Here is a 15,844-nt window from a genome sequence, read left to right on the forward strand (position 1 = left end):
GAGAGATGACTGCCACTGCCGAGAAGACCGACGAGGTGGGCGCCGTCGCGTCCTTCACCGTCACCCTGCGCATCGCCCGCACCGATCCGGACGGCCTTGCCGGCCACCCCGCGGGCGAGGAGTACTGGGAGGAGTTCACGGTCGAGGCCCACGCCACGGACCGCGTGCTCGACGCCCTGCACAAGATCAAGTGGGAGCAGGACGGCACGCTCGCCTTCCGCCGCTCGTGCGCGCACGGCGTGTGCGGCTCGGACGCGATGCGGATCAACGCGAAGAACCGTCTGGCATGCAAGACGCTGCTGAAGGATCTCAACCCGTCCCGCCCCATCACGGTCGAGCCGATTCGCGGCCTGCCTGCGGAGAAGGACCTCATCGTGGACATGGAGCCGTTCTTCGCCTCCTACCGCGAGATCATGCCCTTCCTGGTGACCTCCGGCCCTGCGCCGGAGCGCGAGCGCCTGCAGTCGCCGGAGGACCGCGCCAAGTTCGACGACACCACCAAGTGCATCCTGTGCGCCGCGTGCACCACCGCGTGCCCGGTGTTCTGGACCGATGGTCAGTACTTTGGCCCGCAGGCCATCGTGGGCGCGCACCGGTTCATCTTCGACTCGCGCGACGAGGGCGAGTGGGACCGTCTCGAGATCCTCAACGACAAGGCCGGCGTGTGGAAGTGCCGCACGGCCTTCAACTGCACCGAGGCGTGCCCGCGTGGCATCGAGGTGACCAAGGCCATCTCCGAGGTCAAGCGAGCGCTCACCACCGGCGAGGTCTAGTCACCGTTCGATCAGCGCGAGGCCGGCGCCGCCCGGCGCGTCACTGCTCGCACCACAGCTGGTCCACGGGGCGTCCACGCTCGCCGCAGGTGTCGCCGAACTCCTCGTACTCCGAGCCGATGGGCGACGCGTTGTAGAGCTCGTCGCACGCGCCGTCGTCGCCCGCCGCGCACTGGTCCCACAGCGCGTCCAGCTCGGCGTTGTCGCCGTACGTCTGAGCGTCGGAGAAGAACGGGTCGTTCTCGAAATCGGACTCGATCCCGCTCTGGAACCCGGTCTGGAACTCGTCGCTCTGGACGAACGCGACGAGGAAGACCACGGTGATCGCCCACGCGATGGTCCCCAGGATTCCGAGGATCAGGCCGGCCCACGCCAGGCCCCTGCCGCCACGGATGCCCCCGGCAGTGCGCCGCAGACCGATCGCACCCAGGATGATCGCGATGACGCTTCCTCCCAGGATGCCCACGACGAGCGCGGCGATCGACACGCCATCGGTGCCCGTGGACGTGGGCGTCGGCGCCCCGTAGTACGGAGTCGGAGTGCCGTAGGTCGGGGTCGGGGCGCCTCCGGAGAAGCCGGGAGCGGAGGGCTGCGGCGGCGCGTAGCCCGTCGCACCGTAGTCGTACGTGCGCACCTCGGGCTCGGGCTGCGCAGGCATCGGAGCCGGCTGCCACGCCGCGGCGTCGCCCGTCTGCTCCGAGCCCTGCTCCGAGCCCTGCTGCGAGGGAGTTGTCGAGAACGGGTCCTGGGTGCTCACTGAACGGTCCTTCCGCGTCTGTGGGGCGCGCGCATGACGGCGCGGTCCTCTTCCAGGGGCAGACGCTAGCGCATGTCGCGGCCTCAGCGGAAGGCTTGTGTGGGGAAACGCCCCGACAGTCGAATCAGCGGTCGCGTGGGCCCTAGCGGCGAAGCCAGGCGCGCACGCGGTCGCCCAGGCGCGGGCTCTCGCCCTCGGGGATGCCGAACAACACGCCGCCGTCCGGCTCCATGACCGAGGCCACGACCTCCTCGATGGTGGCCGCGAGGTACAGCGTCGCCTCGCGGGCGTCCGAGGCGCGAGCGAACCTCGCGAGCTCCTCGCCCCCGAAGTCGACGGCGAAGGGGAAGCGCTCGTCCTGCGTCGAGGACAGCGTCACGTCCGGCAGCCGGGCGTCACGAGCGCTGCGGACCAGCAGCGAGCGGTCGATCCCGGCACGCTTGCGCGCCACCGCCGCGAGAGCGAACACGGCGTGGCGTTGGGCGACTCGGGTGGACCGCGTCCGCATCGCTGGCCACGGATCCCCGGTCGCCGCAGCCCGCGCCACCGTGATGTCACCGTCCGTGCTGCGCTGCATCTCGATCGCAACGTGCTCAGGACCGGGATCGATGCGCAGGACGCCGGGATCCGTGCCCTCCACCTGCGCTCCCGCCTGGTGGACCGCCCAGTCGAGGAAGGGCTCGGCGAGCTCGTCCCGCGTGAGGGGCCCGAGCTGACGATAGGTGCCAAGGAACGCGGCCGAGTACAGCATGATGCGTGCCGTGTAGTTGGTGAACAGCAGCAGGGTGACGATGGCCGCGAAAGGCGCGAGCACGGCGTTGTTGGACACCCCAGAGATGATGAGCGACATCACCTGCCGCAGCACGCCCATCCCGAACGCGGCGACCATCAGGGTGACGAGGATGGAGCGTCGGGACAGGCGCACACCGCCCAGGTAGACCAGCACGATCGCCGCGAAGGCCATGTCGACCAGGAACATCACGGCCGCTCCGGACAGCCGCACCGCCCACTCCTGCGGGGCGGTGTCGAAGAGCAGCTGGGAGACCTGGTCCGCGATCACCGAGGTGGCGACCTGCAGGCCGGCACCCAGCACGACCATGAGCGCGATGCCCACCAGTGCGGCGAAGTCGCGCAGCTTGCCCTGCAGCGGCGATCGGTCATCCGCCTCCAGCATGGCCCACACCCCCATGCGCATGCCGCTCACGTAGCGGGAGGCGGTGTTGAAGAGGATGAGGAACGCGAAGAATCCCACCACCCCGGTGACGGCCGTGGGCTGCAGGGTGCTCGGGTCCACGAGGCCGGCATCGTCGGGGCCGTCCTTCACCACGCCGGGGACGGCCTGGTCGACGAAGTCGAAGATCTGGCTCGACAGCTCCTCGTCCCCCGCGATGAACCAGCTCGCGAGCGTCACCGCGATCAGCACGCCGGCGGCGATCGAGGTCAGCGAGAAGAAGGCGATGCCGCCCGCGATCACGCTGCCGTTGCGGTCCGAGTAGCGCTCCAGGGTGCGACCGGGGTGGGTGAGATCGAACCGCTCCTTGAGGGTCTTCGCGTCCGCGACCAGGCCCTTGCCGCGCGCGACGAGCGAGTCCTCCTTGCGGTCCGCCACAGGTGCTACCTCCTCGTTGTCGCGGGCACCAGACCCACGCGGTCGTACAGCCGCGCGAGCGTCTCCTGGGCGATGCCGCGGGCCTTGTCCGCGCCATCGGCCAGTACCGAGTCCAACCTGTCCGGGGACCCGATCCATTCCATCGCGGCGTCCCGCACCGGCGTCAGGTACTCGACCACGGCGTCCGCCAGGTCCACCTTGAGGTGGCCGTACATCTTGCCCTCGTAGTCGGCCACCAGCTGCTCGATCGAGCGCCCGTCGATGGCCGAGTAGATGCTCAGCAGGCTGGACACGCCCGGCTTGGCCTCGCGATCGAAGCGGATCTCGGAGCCCGTGTCCGTAACGGCGGACTTGATGGCCTTCGCCACCTTCTTCGGATCCTCCAGGATCTCGATGAGCCCCTTGCCGTTGGACGCGGACTTCGACATCTTCTTGGTGGGCTCCTGCAGGTCGTAGATCTTCGCCGTCTCCTTGACGATGTAGGCCTCCGGCACCACGGCCGAGCCCTCCCCCAGGCGGGTGTTGAGGCGCTCGGCGAGATCCCGCGACAGCTCGAGGTGCTGGCGCTGGTCCTCGCCCACGGGAACCAGGTTCGTGTCGTACAGCAGGATGTCCGCCGCCATGAGGATCGGGTACGTGAACAGGCCCACGTTGGTGCCGGACTCGCCCACCTTCGCGGACTTGTCCTTGAACTGCGTCATGCGCCCGGCCTCGCCCATCCCGGTGAACGTGCTCAGCAGCCACGCGAGCTGGGCGTGCTCAGGAACGTGCGACTGCACGAACACGATCGAGCGCTCGGGATCCACCCCTGCCGCGAGGAACTGAGCGGCGGTGCGCCGCGTGCGACGTTCGAGCTCCGACGGGTCAGGAGCCACGGTCAGCGCATGCAGGTCGACGACGCCGTAGATCGCATCGTGGGTGTCCTGCAGCTTCACCCACTGGACCAGCGCGCCCAGGTAGTTGCCCAGGTGCAGGGAGTCGGAGGTGGGCTGCATGGCGGAGAACACGCGGGGCTTCATGGCCCCCATTGTTCCGTACCCGCGCGCGTGACCCAACCCGCGCATCGGCCGGGCGGAGCGCACGGCCGATGCGGGGGCTCAGCGGATCAGGTGGCGTCCGCGTCGTACGGCGCCGGCTGAGGCACGGGCGCCGCCGCGGCCGCAGGGGCGGCCGCAGCGGGCTTGGGAGCAGGCTCGTACAGGGCGTCGCGGACGATACGGCGCGGGTCGTACTGGCGCGGATCGTACTGCTTCCAGTCGACGCCGTCGCCCAGCTCGGTCTTCAGCTGATCCTTGTTGCGAGTGACGAGGTCACGCAGGGTGACCACCCACTCGCGCAACTGGGCCGCGTACTCCGGCATGCGTTCGGGACCCACCACCAGGATGGCGATCACGATGAGGACGAGGAGCTCGCCCCCGTTGATGCCGAACATGCCGCCTATTCTTGCCCGTCGGGAGCCTGGTCGCCAGTCTCGAAGTCGACGTTGTCGCTCGAGGTGAGCGTGATGGGCACATCCCGCTCCCCTCCACCGCTCTGCACGGTGAACACGACCTCGTCGCCGGGGGCCATGGCGCGGATGGCGACCACGAGCTCGTCGGTCTGCGTGATGGGGCGTCCGTCGATCGCCGTGATGATGTCGCCGGGCTCGATGCCTGCGACGTCCGCGGGACCGCCATCGACCACGCCGCTGGCATCGTCGACCACCTTGACGCCCTCGCCCGTGTAGCGCTCGTCCAGCTGCACGCCGATCACCGGATAGGTCGCCTCGCCGGTCTCGATGATCTGCTCGGCCGTGCGCTGCGCCTGGTTCGACGGGATCGCGAAGCCCAGGCCCACCGAGCCCGCTCCGGTCGACTGCGTGGCTCCCGGCAGCGCGGCGACGGCGGAGTTGACGCCGATCACCTCGCCATTGGCGTTGAGCAGCGGTCCGCCCGAGTTGCCCGGGTTGATGGCGGCATCGGTCTGGATCGCGTCGATGAATGCCGGGGCGCCCTCGGCGCCGCCAGCCGTCACGGGACGGTGCAGCGCGGAGACGATGCCAGTGGTGACCGTGGACTCCAGGCCCAGCGGCGAGCCCACCGCGATCGTCTCGTCGCCCACGACCACCTCGCTCGAGTCCGCGAAGGTCACCGGCGTCAGTCCGTCGACGTCGATCTGCAGCACGGCGAGGTCGTAGTCGGACGTCGCGCCCACCAGGTCAGCGGCCATCTCCGAGCCGTCCGACATCACCACGGTGATCTCGTCCGCGCCTTCGATGACGTGGTTGTTGGTGAGGATGTAGCCGTCCTCGCGGATGATGAATCCGGAGCCGGTGGAGGCGCCCACGCCGCCCACGGCGGCCTCGATCGACACGACCGACGGCATCACCGCGGCAGCCACGGCAGCGACGGAGCCCTCGGCACGCTCGACGGGCTCACCGCTGGCGACCTGGATGCTGGCGCCGGAGGGCATGAACTCGTCGTACGCCCACGCGCCGGCGATCCCGCCGCCGACGCCCAGCACGAGCGAGCCGCACGCGATGAGCGCGACCGTGCGCTTGCGCACCCGACCCACCGGGGGCTTCGCGTCCGGGGTGGTCGCGGGCGCCGCCGGCGGCTCGTACCCGGAGGCGTCGTGCGCGGGCTCGCCGGTGTACATCACGCCGTCGGGGCCGGGCGTCAGGGGCGGCTGCGACTGCTGGGCGGGCTGCGCGGGCTGCGTGGGCAGCGGCAGCGTGTCCTGCTGGCCGGTCATCACCGCCCCACCGTCCTGCGGCGGCGCGTACGGGTCGCTCGATGGGCGCGCGGGAGACGAGCCCGGGGGCGCGAAGGAATTGTCAGACATCAGGGGTGCTCCTCACGGTTCAGGGGGTCACAGCGTCGGAGATCTCGCGGAGGCCGTCGAGGACGCGGTCGACGACGGTCAGGTCTCCGTGGGCGGGGAAGGCCAGCGCGGCCTCCTCGAGCAGCGCGGGCGCGCAGGTGCAGGTCACGGAGATCACGACGTCACCTGTCTGCCAGACCAACTGCCGAGGGTGGTCGCTCACCAGGTACGCCGAGGTGTGACCCAGGTCGACGGGCGTGTAGTACTCGGTCACCAGCGGTGACAGCCGGCCGTGCTGCTCGGTGATGACGATCGGCTCGACCTGCGCGAGCATCGATGCCACGAGCACGTTCTCTCCGGATCGAGCGCGCACCACGGTCGCCTCGACAGGAACCAGGCCGGTGGCCTCCCAGTCGGGGTGCACCCAGCTGCGCAGCTGGTCACCGGTGCGCATCGTCTGCGCGCCCATGCGCACCACGGCGGTTCCGGAGACGTCGTCGCTCTCGGCGAACTCGAGCGAGACCTCCTCGGGCTCCCCCACCACGTACGCGCTGATCACCACGAGACCGGCGAGAGCGCATGCGAGCGCCGCCACGAGCAGCGGGCGACGGTCCGGGGGCCGGGCAGCACGCACCTGGTGCTTGGACTCGCCCTTCGCGATCTCCGCGATGCGGTCGCGATCGAGGAGCTGCTCCGTGAAGCGCATGTCGATGCCGGCGGTCGAGGTCTTGAGGGCGTCGCGCGCGGCACGGAGGTCATCCCACTTGGACCGGCACTCGTCGCATGCCTCGAGGTGCGCCATGGCCGCCGCGCAGCGCGCAGGGCTCAGCCTGTTGTCGAGCAGGTCGTGAAGATCGTCTCCGAGGTGCTGTTCGCTCACACGCCACCTCGCACCGGCGCGCGGTGAGCCAGAGACTCACGGAGCTTCGCGCGGGCGCGAGAAAGTCGGGAGCGGACAGTGCCCATCTTGATGCCGAGCGTGGCGGCGATCTCCTCGTACGACAGGCCCTCGATGTCGCTCAGCACCACCGCGGCCCGGTACTCGGGCTGGAGGTCCGCGAGCGCGGCGACGATGTCGTCGCCCAGGTGGGACATGTCGAAGGCATCCTCGGGCTGACCCGACCGCTCGTGGCGATCGAAGCTGTCAGACGTGGCCACCGCAGCATCGTCGTCCGCCATGAAGTCGAAGCGGATCCTCTTCTTGCGACGCATGCGGTCCAGGAAGAGGTTCGTGGTGATGCGGTGCAGCCAGCCCTCGAACGTGCCGGGCTTGTACTGCGACAGCGAGTTGAACACACGGACGAACACGTCCTGCGTCAGGTCCTCGGCGTCATGCTGGTTGCCCGTGAGGTGATAGGCGAGTCGGTAGACCCGTCCGGAGTGCTCCTCGACGATCCGTTCCCAGGTCAGCTCCTGCGGAAGGGTCTCGGAAGTGAAGGGGGTCGACTCAACGGTCTCAGGTGTGACGATGTGCGTCATCTGCTCTCCCTCCTTCACGTGTCTCACAACGGTTGCCGACCCCTCTATGTTCCCACGTCTGACGCTGCGCGGCATCGGCTCATGGTCCTGTGTGACCTATACCATTCCCGTAGGGAGGCCACCTGATGAGCACCGATTCCGCCAATTGGGCGTACTGCGAGGACTTCGTCCCCGAGGACGACGTCCTGCTCGCGGCGCGCGACGTCGCGGACCAGCTGGGCTGCGTGCCGGTCCACCCTGGTGCCGGCCGCGTGCTGCAGCTCACGACACGCCTGGCAGGAGTGCGATCCGCGGTCGAGATCGGCACCGGAGCCGGCGTGTCCACCACCTACATCCTGCGCGGCATGGGCGCATCAGGGGTGATCACCACCATCGATGTCGAGCCCGAGCATCACAAGGCCGCCAAGCGCACGCTGGCAGCCGGGGGCTTCGCACCCGAGCGCGCCCGGATGATCACGGGGCGGGCGCTCGACGTGCTGCCGCGGCTCACGGACGGCGGGTACGACCTGGTCCTCATCGACGCACGCAAGGCCGAGTACCCCGAGTATCTCGAGCAGGCGCTGCGTCTGCTGCGCATCGGCGGGATCGTCGCGATCGACAACGCCCTGTGGCACGGGCGGGTGCCGGATCCGGCTCAGCGCGACGAGAACACGACCGCGGTGCGGATGACGCTCAAGGCGGTCCGGGACTCGGATGTGCTCGAGCCCATGCTGCTGCCGAGCGGGGACGGGCTGCTGGTGGCCATCAAGACGGCCTGAGCCCATGCATGGGCGCCACTGCGGGCGCCGGTATGGCCGCTACTGCAGCGCGCCGGCCAGTGCGTCGCGCAGCTGGGCGACCTCGTCCGCGTTGATCTCCACGACCAGGCGGCCGCCACCCTCGAGCGGGACGCGCATCACATAGCCGCGACCCTCCTTCACGACCTCCATGGGGCCGTCACCGGTACGGGGCTTCATCGCAGCCATAGTGTGGTTCTCCTCGAGATGTCGTGCGCGCCGCGCACCTGCGGCATCGGCGACTATTCTACGCCGACGCCGCAGAGGCCTCGAACCACGCCCCTCACATGGACTCCTGCATGGCTCCCCCAGCCGGCTCGACGGGTCCGGTGCCCTCGCCGCGAGCATGGTCGGCGACGATCCGGACGGCCTCCTCGATGTCATCCGTCACGTGGAACAGGTCGAGGTCGGTCGCGGACGCTTTGCCGTCCGCGACCACCGCGTCGCGCAGCCACGTCACCAGTCCGTCCCAGTACGCGTGGCCCACCAGCACGATCGGGAAGCGCGTGATGGTGCGCGTCTGCACCAGGGTGAGCGACTCGAACAGCTCGTCCATGGTGCCGAACCCGCCGGGCAGCACGATGAAGCCCTGCGCGTACTTCACGAACATCGTCTTGCGGACAAAGAAGTAGCGGAAGTTGATGCCGAGGTTCACGAACTCGTTGACGCCCTGCTCGAAGGGCAGCTCGATGCCCAGGCCCACGGAGACTCCCCCGGCCTCCTGCGCGCCCTTGTTGGCCGCCTCCATCACTCCGGGGCCACCACCGGTGATGACGGCGAAGCCTTCCTCGACCAGGCGACGGCCCGCGGTGATGCCCTGCTCGTAGTCGGGGGCGCCAGGCTCGGACCGCGCCGAGCCGAACACGGAGATCGCGGGCCCCAGCTCGGCGAGCGCGCCGAACCCCTCCACGAACTCGCTCTGGATCCGCATCACGCGCCACGGATCGCCATGGAGCCAGTCGGGCTCGTCCTGGCCGCCCAGCAGGCGCCCTGACGTGGACGACGTGGGAACGTTGCGGCCGCGCAGCAGCACAGGACCCTTGCGGTACTCGGCTTTCATGGATGCCTCCTCAGGTAGGGGTCAGGTGAGCCCGGCCGATGCGCGAGCTGGATCAGGCCGTCAGCCACGCCTCCAGGCCGGCTCGGCAGGCACGGATGTCCGCCACGGGGCACGCCTCGTGGTCCGCATGGGCGAGCTCCGGGTCGCCGGGGCCGTAGTTGACGGCGGGGATGCCGAGCGCGCCCAGGCGCGCCACGTCCGTCCAGCCCACCTTGGCGCGCGGCGCGCCGCCGCCGTGGGCGGCCACCGCATCGGCGAAGCTGCGCGCCAGCGGCGCGTCGAGGCCGGGCCGGCACGCGGCGGCCAGGTCCGTCCAGGCAAGAGTGTGCTCGACGCCGGAGCGAGCGATCACCTCCACCACGTGGGCCTGTGCCTGCTCGAGCGTCTTGTCGGGCGCGAAGCGGTAGTTGAGGGTGATGACCGCGGCGTCCGGGATGACGTTGCCGGCGATGCCGCCGCGGATGCCGACGGCGTTGAGCCCTTCGCGATAGTCGAGCCCGTCCACCGTGACCGTCGCAGGCGCGTAGGCGTCGAGCGCGGCCAGCAGCGGCGCGGCCCGGTGGATCGCGTTGACGCCCTTCCAGGCCCGAGCGCTGTGCGCCGCGACGCCCGGAATGGTCACATCCGCGCGCAGGGTGCCGTTGCACCCGCCCTCGATGGCGGCGCTGGTGGGCTCGCAGAGCACCGCGAACTGGGCCTCAAGCAGCTCGGGATGCTTGCGACTGAGCCTGCCCAGGCCGTTCTTGGACTCCTCGACCTCCTCGTGGTCGTACAGCACCCAGGTGACGTCGCGCATCGGCCGGTCGAGCTGAGCGGCGAGCGACAGCATCACCGCCACGCCTGCCTTCATGTCGACGCTGCCGCGGCCCCACAGGGTCGCGCCGTCGTCATCCCAGCGCGACGGCACGTTGTCCTTGATGGGCACGGTGTCCAGGTGGCCGGCGATGATGACGCGCTGCGCGGCGCCCGTCTCCGTGCGGGCGACGATCGCGTCGCCGTCCCGCGTGAGGGTGAGGTGCGGCGCCTGGGACGTCAGGGCCTGCTCGACGGCGTCGGCGATCGCATGCTCGCCGCCGCTCACCGAGGGGATGTCGATGAGCTGTGCGGCGAGGTCCTCGACGGGCGCGGACAGGTCGAGGCGGGCCATGGCGTCAGCCTATCCGGCGCGGTGCGGCCCGTCAGCGACGGCTCGAGCGGCGCATCGGCCGGCTCGCTGCCCTCTACTACCCTGGTGCCATGACTCGACCCGCGTACGGATTCGGACTGGCCACCTTCGATGCGAGCGGGGTGGTGCTGGACACCTGGTACCCGTCGCCACGGCTGGGCGAGGCGCCGGCCGGGCAGCAGATCCCGGATGCGCTCGTCGACGCCGAGCGCACCGATGCTCTGCGCAGCGTCGAGGTCCGCGCCGTGCGCACCGTGATCGACCTGGACTCCGCGCCCGCCTCCGTCGAGGATGCCTACCTGCGCCTGCACCTGCTCTCGCACCGACTGGTCCAGCCGCACGGAGTGAACCTCGAGGGCCTGTTCGGGGCGCTCACCAACGTGGTCTGGACTTCTGCGGGACCGTGCGCGATCACCGGGTTCGAGGACGTGCGCCTGCGCTTCCGCGGCGCCGGTCAGCAGCTGACCGTCTACGGGATCGACAAGTTCCCGCGCCTGGTCGACTATGTGGTGCCGTCCGGGGTGCGGATCGCGGACGCTGACCGCGTGCGCCTGGGTGCGCACCTCGCCGAGGGCACCACTGTCATGCACGAGGGCTTCGTGAACTTCAACGCCGGCACGCTGGGTCACTCGATGGTCGAGGGCCGCATCTCCGCCGGCGTGGTCGTGGGCGACGGCTCCGACGTGGGCGGCGGCGCGTCCATCATGGGCACGCTGTCCGGTGGCGGCAAGGAGGTCATCTCGATCGGCGAGCGCTCCCTGCTGGGTGCCAACTCCGGCCTGGGCATCCCGCTGGGCGACGACTGCATCGTCGAGGCCGGCCTCTACGTCACCGCCGGCTCCAAGGTGCTGCTGGTGGGCCAGACCGACGATGACGGCAAGCCGGTGGTGGTCAAGGCCAAGGAGCTCGCGGGGCGCGACGGTCTGCTGTTCCGCCGCAACTCGGTGTCCGGGGCCCTGGAGGTCGTGGCGCGTCAGGGCCAGGGTGTCGAGCTCAACGCCGCGCTCCACGCGAACTGACCATGGCGCAACGCCGTCGTGGAGGCGGCGTCGCCGCGCTGCTGGTGCTCGCGGGGGCAGGCGCGGCTGCCATCCTGTGGGGGCCGTCGCTGTGGTCGCGCTACGGCGACGAGGTGCTTCCCTCGGGGCAGTGCACCGTCACGCTGGGCGATCGCACGGACACCAAGACCGCTGAGCAGGCGAACAACATCGCGATCATCGTCGCCGGCTCGATCCGCAACGGGCTGCCGGCCCGCGCCGCATCGATCGCTGTCGCGACGGCCTTGCAGGAGTCCTCGCTGCGCAACATCGACTACGGCGACCGCGACTCGGTGGGCCTGTTCCAGCAGCGGCCGTCGCAGGGCTGGGGCACTGTCGAGCAGATCATGGACCCGTACTACTCGACCGACAAGTTCTACGAGGGCCTCGAGAAGATCGCGAACTGGACCGAGCTCGAGATCACGGTGGCGGCGCAGGCGGTGCAGCGTTCCGCGTTCCCGGACGCCTACGCAGATCACGAGGAGGAGGGCCGGCTCTGGGCGTCCGCGCTCACCGGCAATGGCGGCGACGTCACGTGCGACCTGGGCGACGCGGGCGCCATGACCGCTCGCGCGTTCAGCGACCGCATCGCGGCGGACTTCGGCGAGGGCGCGTACGAGCTGCTGGTGGGTGAGATGAGCACCGAGACCACCACGCTGACGGCGACCGCAGGCGACGCCACCCTCGACGCAGCGATCCAGCGATGGGCGGTAGCGGTCGCGGACGCCGAGGGTGTGGTGGCGTCCGTGGACGGCGACGCAGCGTGGCAGCGCGACGAGGACGCCGCCGTTGCCGCCCCCAGCGACGCCACGCAGATCAGCGTGCACACCCCCTGACCGTCGCACGTCGCCCACGTCGCCCTACGCCGCCCCACCTCGACGTAGGCACGTGGTGGTCACGGCGTGAGCCATTCGCGTGGTGATGAGGCAGGTGATGGTCATGTTGGATCCACGAGCGCGCGAGTCGACGACGGGTGTCCCGGGCTGCCGCGAGGACATCAGGTGCCTCATGACGCGCTGATCGCCACGCATTCCGTACATGAGTTGCCTCGATCGGGTGGGGCGCGAAGAGCGGGTCAGGCCCAGCGCTTCTTGGCGTCGCGGATCGACTGCACCCAGCCCTCGACGGTGGGCTCCGCGTACGCGGCCCTGGCCTGCATGTTGAGCGCCACGACGTCGTGAGTGTCGCCGTCGCGGTGGGTGATGCGCACCGTCAGGAACTGCACCCGGCCCGGCTTGAGCGCCTTGTCCACGCGCTTGACGTCGCTCCACGGAGTGACATACGTGAGCCGGAAGGGGTTGGGCTCCCAGATCCCCTGAGCGTCGAGACGCACCTGGAGCGTGGCGAGTCGCGCCGCGGAGTAACCCAGGAACAGCGCGATGGGGAGGAAGATCAGCGACCAGTACCGCCCGGGGAACTCGAGCCAGATGACGCCCGCGACGATGGCCGGCAGCAGCAGCGCGAAGACGCCATAGAGGACGGACTGACGAGTCGCGTCCTTGTGACGCAGCACCACCGCTGACGAGCCGTCGCCAGCGGTGGGCGTCAGGTCAGCGCCCGGTGAGGTCAACGCTGGTCGATGGCCACGTAGTCGCGCTCGACCTCGCCCGTGTAGATCTGGCGCGGGCGGCCGATCTTGGTGCGGGGGTCGTCCATCATCTCGCGATAGTGGGCGATCCAGCCGGGCATGCGGCCCAGCGCGAACAGCGGCGTGAACATCTGGCGCGGGAAGCCCATCGCCGAGTACAGCAGGCCGGTGTAGAAGTCCACGTTCGGGTAGAGCTTGCGCTCGATGAAGTACTCGTCGGACAGCGCGATCTCCTCGAGCTCCTGCGCCATCTGGAAGGTCTCGTCGTTCCCGCCCAGCTCGCTGAGGACCGAGTTCGCGACGTTCTTGACCACCGCGCCGCGGGGGTCATAGGACTTGTAGACGCGGTGGCCGAAGCCCATCAGGCGAGCGCCCTCCGCCTTGTCCTTGACCTTGGCGACGAACTGCTCGACGGTGTCGCCGTCCGCCTTGATCTTGTCGAACATGGACAGCGCGGCCTCGTTGGCGCCGCCATGGAGCGGCCCGGACAGCGCGCCGATGCCGGCGGACACGGCCGCGTAGATGTTGGCCTGCGAGGAGCCCACGATGCGGACGGTGGAGGTCGAGCAGTTCTGCTCGTGGTCCGCGTGCAGGATCAGCAGGAGGTCGAGGGCGCGGCGGATGGTGGGGTCGATGTCGAGCTCGCCGTCGGCTCCCGAGAAGCCGATGCGCATGAACTCGTCGACGTAGGCGCCGCCCTTGCGCGGCTCGATCAGCTCGCCGCCCGTGACGCGACGCTGGAGGTAGGCGATGACGGTGGCGGTCTTGGCCAGGAGCTGGACGGTCGCGAGCTCGATCTCGGGCTCGTCGCGGCCCACCGACTCGGGGTAGAAGGTCGACAGCGCGCTGGTGGCGCCGGCGAGCACGGCCATGGGGTGCGCGTCGCGGGGGAAGGCCTCGAGGAAGGACTTGATGCCCTCGTGCACGTGCATGTGGCGGGCGACGCGATTGTTGAGTGCGTTCAGCAGCTCGTCGCTGGGGAGCTCGCCGTGGATGAGCAGGTACGCGACCTCGAGGAACGTCGACTTCTCCGCGAGCTGCTCGATGGGGTAGCCGCGGTAGCGCAGGATGCCGGCGTCGCCGTCGATGTAGGTGATCGAGCTCTCGCAGGCCGCGGTGTTCATGAACCCCGGGTCCACGGTCACCAGGCCCGTGTCCTTGAGCAGGGTGGTGACGGACACGCCGTCGTTGCCCACCGTGGAGCGCTCGAGCGGCAGCTCGCGTGTGGTGCCATCTACCGTCAGTCGGGCGTCGACGACTCGTGTCATCCGGGGGAACCTCCAGTGCGCCGCAGCGCCATTGTGCGTTCGCTTGGCAGCGAGTTTACCTGTCTTTGGAAAGCCGGTGAACCGCGTGCGCGATCCGCTCGTCCGTGGCGGTGAGTGCGATGCGCACGTGCTGTGCGCCAGCATCGCCGTAGAACGCGCCGGGCGCCACGACGATTCCCCGGTCCGCGAGCCAGTCCAGGGTGCTCCAGCAGTCCTCGCCTCTCGAGGCCCACAGGTAGAGACCCGCATCCGAGTGGGACACCTCGAACCCGGCGTCCGTCACTGCGCGCAGCACCACCTCGCGACGCGCTCGGTACGTCTCGCGCTGCGCCGCGACGTGGGCGTCGTCGCGCAGCGCGACCGTCATGGCGGCCTGCACCGGAGCGGGCATGATCATTCCCGCGTGCTTGCGGGTCTCGAGCAGTCCCGAGATCAGCTCGCCATCACCCGCGACGAAGGCCGCGCGGTAGCCGGCGAGCGAGCTCTGCTTGGACAGCGAGTACACCGCGAGCAGGCCCTCATGCGACCCGCCGCATACCTCCGGGTCGAGGATCGACGGCACGCCATCGCTGACCCAGGGCTCGCTCCACGGCAGGGCCGCGTAGCACTCGTCGGAGGCCACCACGGCGCCGATGCGGCGGGCCGCGTCGACCACCGCGCGCAGCTGATCGCGGCTGAGCACCGCGCCGGTGGGGTTGGAGGGTGAGTTGACCCACACGAGCTTCACGTCGTCGCGCGTGCTCCAGGCCCCGACATCGTCTGCCGCGACGGCCGATGCGCCAGCCAGGAGGGCGCCCACGGCATAGGTGGGGTAGGCGGCGGCCGGGTGGACGACGGCATCCTCCGGCCCCAGGCCGAGCAGCGCCGGCAGCCAGGCCACCAGCTCCTTGGAGCCCACGGTGGGCAGCACCGCGTCTGGTGACAGGCCAATCACGCCGCGGGTGCGAGCGAACCAGTCCACGGCGGCCTCGCGCAGCTCGGGGGTGCCGTGCGTGGTCGGGTAGCCGGGCGCATCGGATGCCGCGCGGAGCGCGTCCTGGATGAGGGCCGGCGTGGGATCGACGGGTGTGCCGACGGAGAGGTCCACGACGCCGTCCGGGTGCGCGGCCGCGCGCTGGCGGTACGGGACGAGGGAGTCCCAGGGGAAGTCAGGAAGCGCGTGCGGGCTCAGGCCCATGCGTGCCCCGCACCCCGCCTAGGCCTGGGGAGCCAGCGACTTGATGAGGTCGTGGTCGTGCTCGATGAGGCCCATCTTGGCGGCGCCGCCGGGTGAGCCGATCTCCGAGAAGAACTCGACGTTCGCGTTGTAGTACTCCGCCCACTTGTCCGGGACGTCGTCCTCGTAGTAAATCGCCTCGACGGGGCAGACGGGCTCGCAGGCGCCGCAGTCCACGCACTCGTCGGGGTGGATGTACAGCATGCGGTCGCCCTCGTAGATGCAGTCGACCGGACACTCGTCGATGCAGGCCTTGTCCTTGACATCGACACAAGGCAGGGCGATGACGTACGTCACTGCTGCTCCTTCACATT

Annotated in this window: 18 protein-coding genes; 4 read left to right on the forward strand and 14 right to left on the reverse strand. The window is 69.9% G+C overall.

Annotation, left to right across the window (positions count from 1 at the left end; all coding sequences use genetic code 11):
- Positions 1-5 precede the first annotated feature (5 nt).
- Positions 6-773 carry a succinate dehydrogenase iron-sulfur subunit gene (locus Dac01nite_RS01495; RefSeq protein ID WP_203653006.1) on the forward strand — a complete coding sequence of 256 codons (768 nt, stop codon included), beginning with the start codon at positions 6-8 and terminating at the stop codon, positions 771-773.
- A 40-nt stretch (positions 774-813) separates the two neighbouring features.
- Here Dac01nite_RS01495 and Dac01nite_RS01500 read toward each other — a convergent pair whose 3' ends face one another.
- The 7 genes from Dac01nite_RS01500 to sigE form a co-directional block, all read right to left on the reverse strand.
- On the reverse strand, positions 814-1,530 hold the full coding sequence (locus Dac01nite_RS01500; protein ID WP_203653007.1) for a DUF4190 domain-containing protein: 717 nt from the start codon (positions 1,528-1,530) through the stop codon (positions 814-816).
- 142 nt (positions 1,531-1,672) lie between these two features.
- Positions 1,673-3,139, reverse strand: coding sequence for a YihY/virulence factor BrkB family protein (locus Dac01nite_RS01505; RefSeq protein ID WP_203653008.1), 1,467 nt, complete (start codon positions 3,137-3,139; stop codon positions 1,673-1,675).
- Between the two features lie 5 nt (positions 3,140-3,144).
- Positions 3,145-4,158 carry a tryptophan--tRNA ligase gene (gene trpS / locus Dac01nite_RS01510; RefSeq protein ID WP_373307223.1) on the reverse strand — a complete coding sequence of 338 codons (1,014 nt, stop codon included), beginning with the start codon at positions 4,156-4,158 and terminating at the stop codon, positions 3,145-3,147.
- A gap of 86 nt (positions 4,159-4,244) precedes the next feature.
- Positions 4,245-4,571 (reverse strand): twin-arginine translocase TatA/TatE family subunit, encoded by a 327-nt coding sequence (locus Dac01nite_RS01515; RefSeq protein WP_203653010.1) that lies wholly within the window; start codon positions 4,569-4,571, stop codon positions 4,245-4,247.
- A 5-nt stretch (positions 4,572-4,576) separates the two neighbouring features.
- The gene (locus Dac01nite_RS01520) at positions 4,577-5,962 is read right to left on the reverse strand and encodes a S1C family serine protease (RefSeq protein WP_203653011.1); all 1,386 of its coding nucleotides are present in this window, start codon (positions 5,960-5,962) and stop codon (positions 4,577-4,579) included.
- Between the two features lie 19 nt (positions 5,963-5,981).
- A complete protein-coding gene (locus Dac01nite_RS01525; protein WP_203653012.1) occupies positions 5,982-6,821 on the reverse strand; it encodes an anti-sigma factor in 840 nt (279 codons plus the stop codon).
- Positions 6,818-7,420 (reverse strand): RNA polymerase sigma factor SigE, encoded by a 603-nt coding sequence (sigE, locus tag Dac01nite_RS01530; RefSeq protein WP_203653013.1) that lies wholly within the window; start codon positions 7,418-7,420, stop codon positions 6,818-6,820. Before sigE ends, Dac01nite_RS01525 begins: the two co-directional genes overlap by 4 nt.
- A 125-nt stretch (positions 7,421-7,545) precedes the next feature.
- Between sigE and Dac01nite_RS01535 the strand changes: the two genes are divergently transcribed.
- Positions 7,546-8,178: an O-methyltransferase gene (locus Dac01nite_RS01535; protein ID WP_203653014.1), complete on the forward strand. Its 633-nt coding sequence runs from the start codon at positions 7,546-7,548 to the stop codon at positions 8,176-8,178.
- A 39-nt stretch (positions 8,179-8,217) separates the two neighbouring features.
- Here Dac01nite_RS01535 and Dac01nite_RS01540 read toward each other — a convergent pair whose 3' ends face one another.
- The 3 genes from Dac01nite_RS01540 to dapE all read right to left on the reverse strand — a co-directional run bounded on the left by Dac01nite_RS01540 (position 8,218) and on the right by dapE (position 10,403).
- Positions 8,218-8,385, reverse strand: coding sequence for a DUF3117 domain-containing protein (locus Dac01nite_RS01540; RefSeq protein WP_203653015.1), 168 nt, complete (start codon positions 8,383-8,385; stop codon positions 8,218-8,220).
- Positions 8,386-8,479: 94 nt separating this feature from the next.
- On the reverse strand, positions 8,480-9,256 hold the full coding sequence (locus tag Dac01nite_RS01545) for an LOG family protein (RefSeq protein ID WP_203653016.1): 777 nt from the start codon (positions 9,254-9,256) through the stop codon (positions 8,480-8,482).
- 52 nt (positions 9,257-9,308) lie between these two features.
- Positions 9,309-10,403: a succinyl-diaminopimelate desuccinylase gene (gene dapE / locus Dac01nite_RS01550; protein ID WP_203653017.1), complete on the reverse strand. Its 1,095-nt coding sequence runs from the start codon at positions 10,401-10,403 to the stop codon at positions 9,309-9,311.
- Between the two features lie 89 nt (positions 10,404-10,492).
- Between dapE and dapD the strand changes: the two genes are divergently transcribed.
- Both dapD and Dac01nite_RS01560 read left to right on the forward strand, forming a co-directional pair.
- Positions 10,493-11,440 (forward strand): 2,3,4,5-tetrahydropyridine-2,6-dicarboxylate N-succinyltransferase, encoded by a 948-nt coding sequence (gene dapD / locus Dac01nite_RS01555; protein ID WP_203653018.1) that lies wholly within the window; start codon positions 10,493-10,495, stop codon positions 11,438-11,440.
- Positions 11,441-11,442: 2 nt separating this feature from the next.
- The gene (locus tag Dac01nite_RS01560) at positions 11,443-12,294 is read left to right on the forward strand and encodes a hypothetical protein (protein WP_203653019.1); all 852 of its coding nucleotides are present in this window, start codon (positions 11,443-11,445) and stop codon (positions 12,292-12,294) included.
- Positions 12,295-12,533: 239 nt separating this feature from the next.
- Here Dac01nite_RS01560 and Dac01nite_RS01565 read toward each other — a convergent pair whose 3' ends face one another.
- The 4 genes from Dac01nite_RS01565 to fdxA are packed head-to-tail and all read right to left on the reverse strand — an operon-like array spanning position 12,534 to position 15,827.
- Positions 12,534-13,028 (reverse strand): hypothetical protein, encoded by a 495-nt coding sequence (locus tag Dac01nite_RS01565; RefSeq protein WP_203653020.1) that lies wholly within the window; start codon positions 13,026-13,028, stop codon positions 12,534-12,536.
- On the reverse strand, positions 13,025-14,314 hold the full coding sequence (locus tag Dac01nite_RS01570) for a citrate synthase (protein ID WP_203653021.1): 1,290 nt from the start codon (positions 14,312-14,314) through the stop codon (positions 13,025-13,027). The genes Dac01nite_RS01565 and Dac01nite_RS01570 overlap by 4 nt, the downstream gene beginning before the upstream one ends.
- Positions 14,315-14,369: 55 nt before the next feature.
- The gene (dapC, locus tag Dac01nite_RS01575) at positions 14,370-15,491 is read right to left on the reverse strand and encodes a succinyldiaminopimelate transaminase (protein ID WP_203653022.1); all 1,122 of its coding nucleotides are present in this window, start codon (positions 15,489-15,491) and stop codon (positions 14,370-14,372) included.
- A gap of 18 nt (positions 15,492-15,509) precedes the next feature.
- Positions 15,510-15,827: a ferredoxin gene (gene fdxA, locus Dac01nite_RS01580; protein ID WP_203653023.1), complete on the reverse strand. Its 318-nt coding sequence runs from the start codon at positions 15,825-15,827 to the stop codon at positions 15,510-15,512.
- Positions 15,828-15,844: the final 17 nt, after the last annotated feature.

Origin of the sequence: Demequina activiva, assembly GCF_016862815.1 — a bacterium.
Classification (GTDB): domain Bacteria; phylum Actinomycetota; class Actinomycetes; order Actinomycetales; family Demequinaceae; genus Demequina; species Demequina activiva.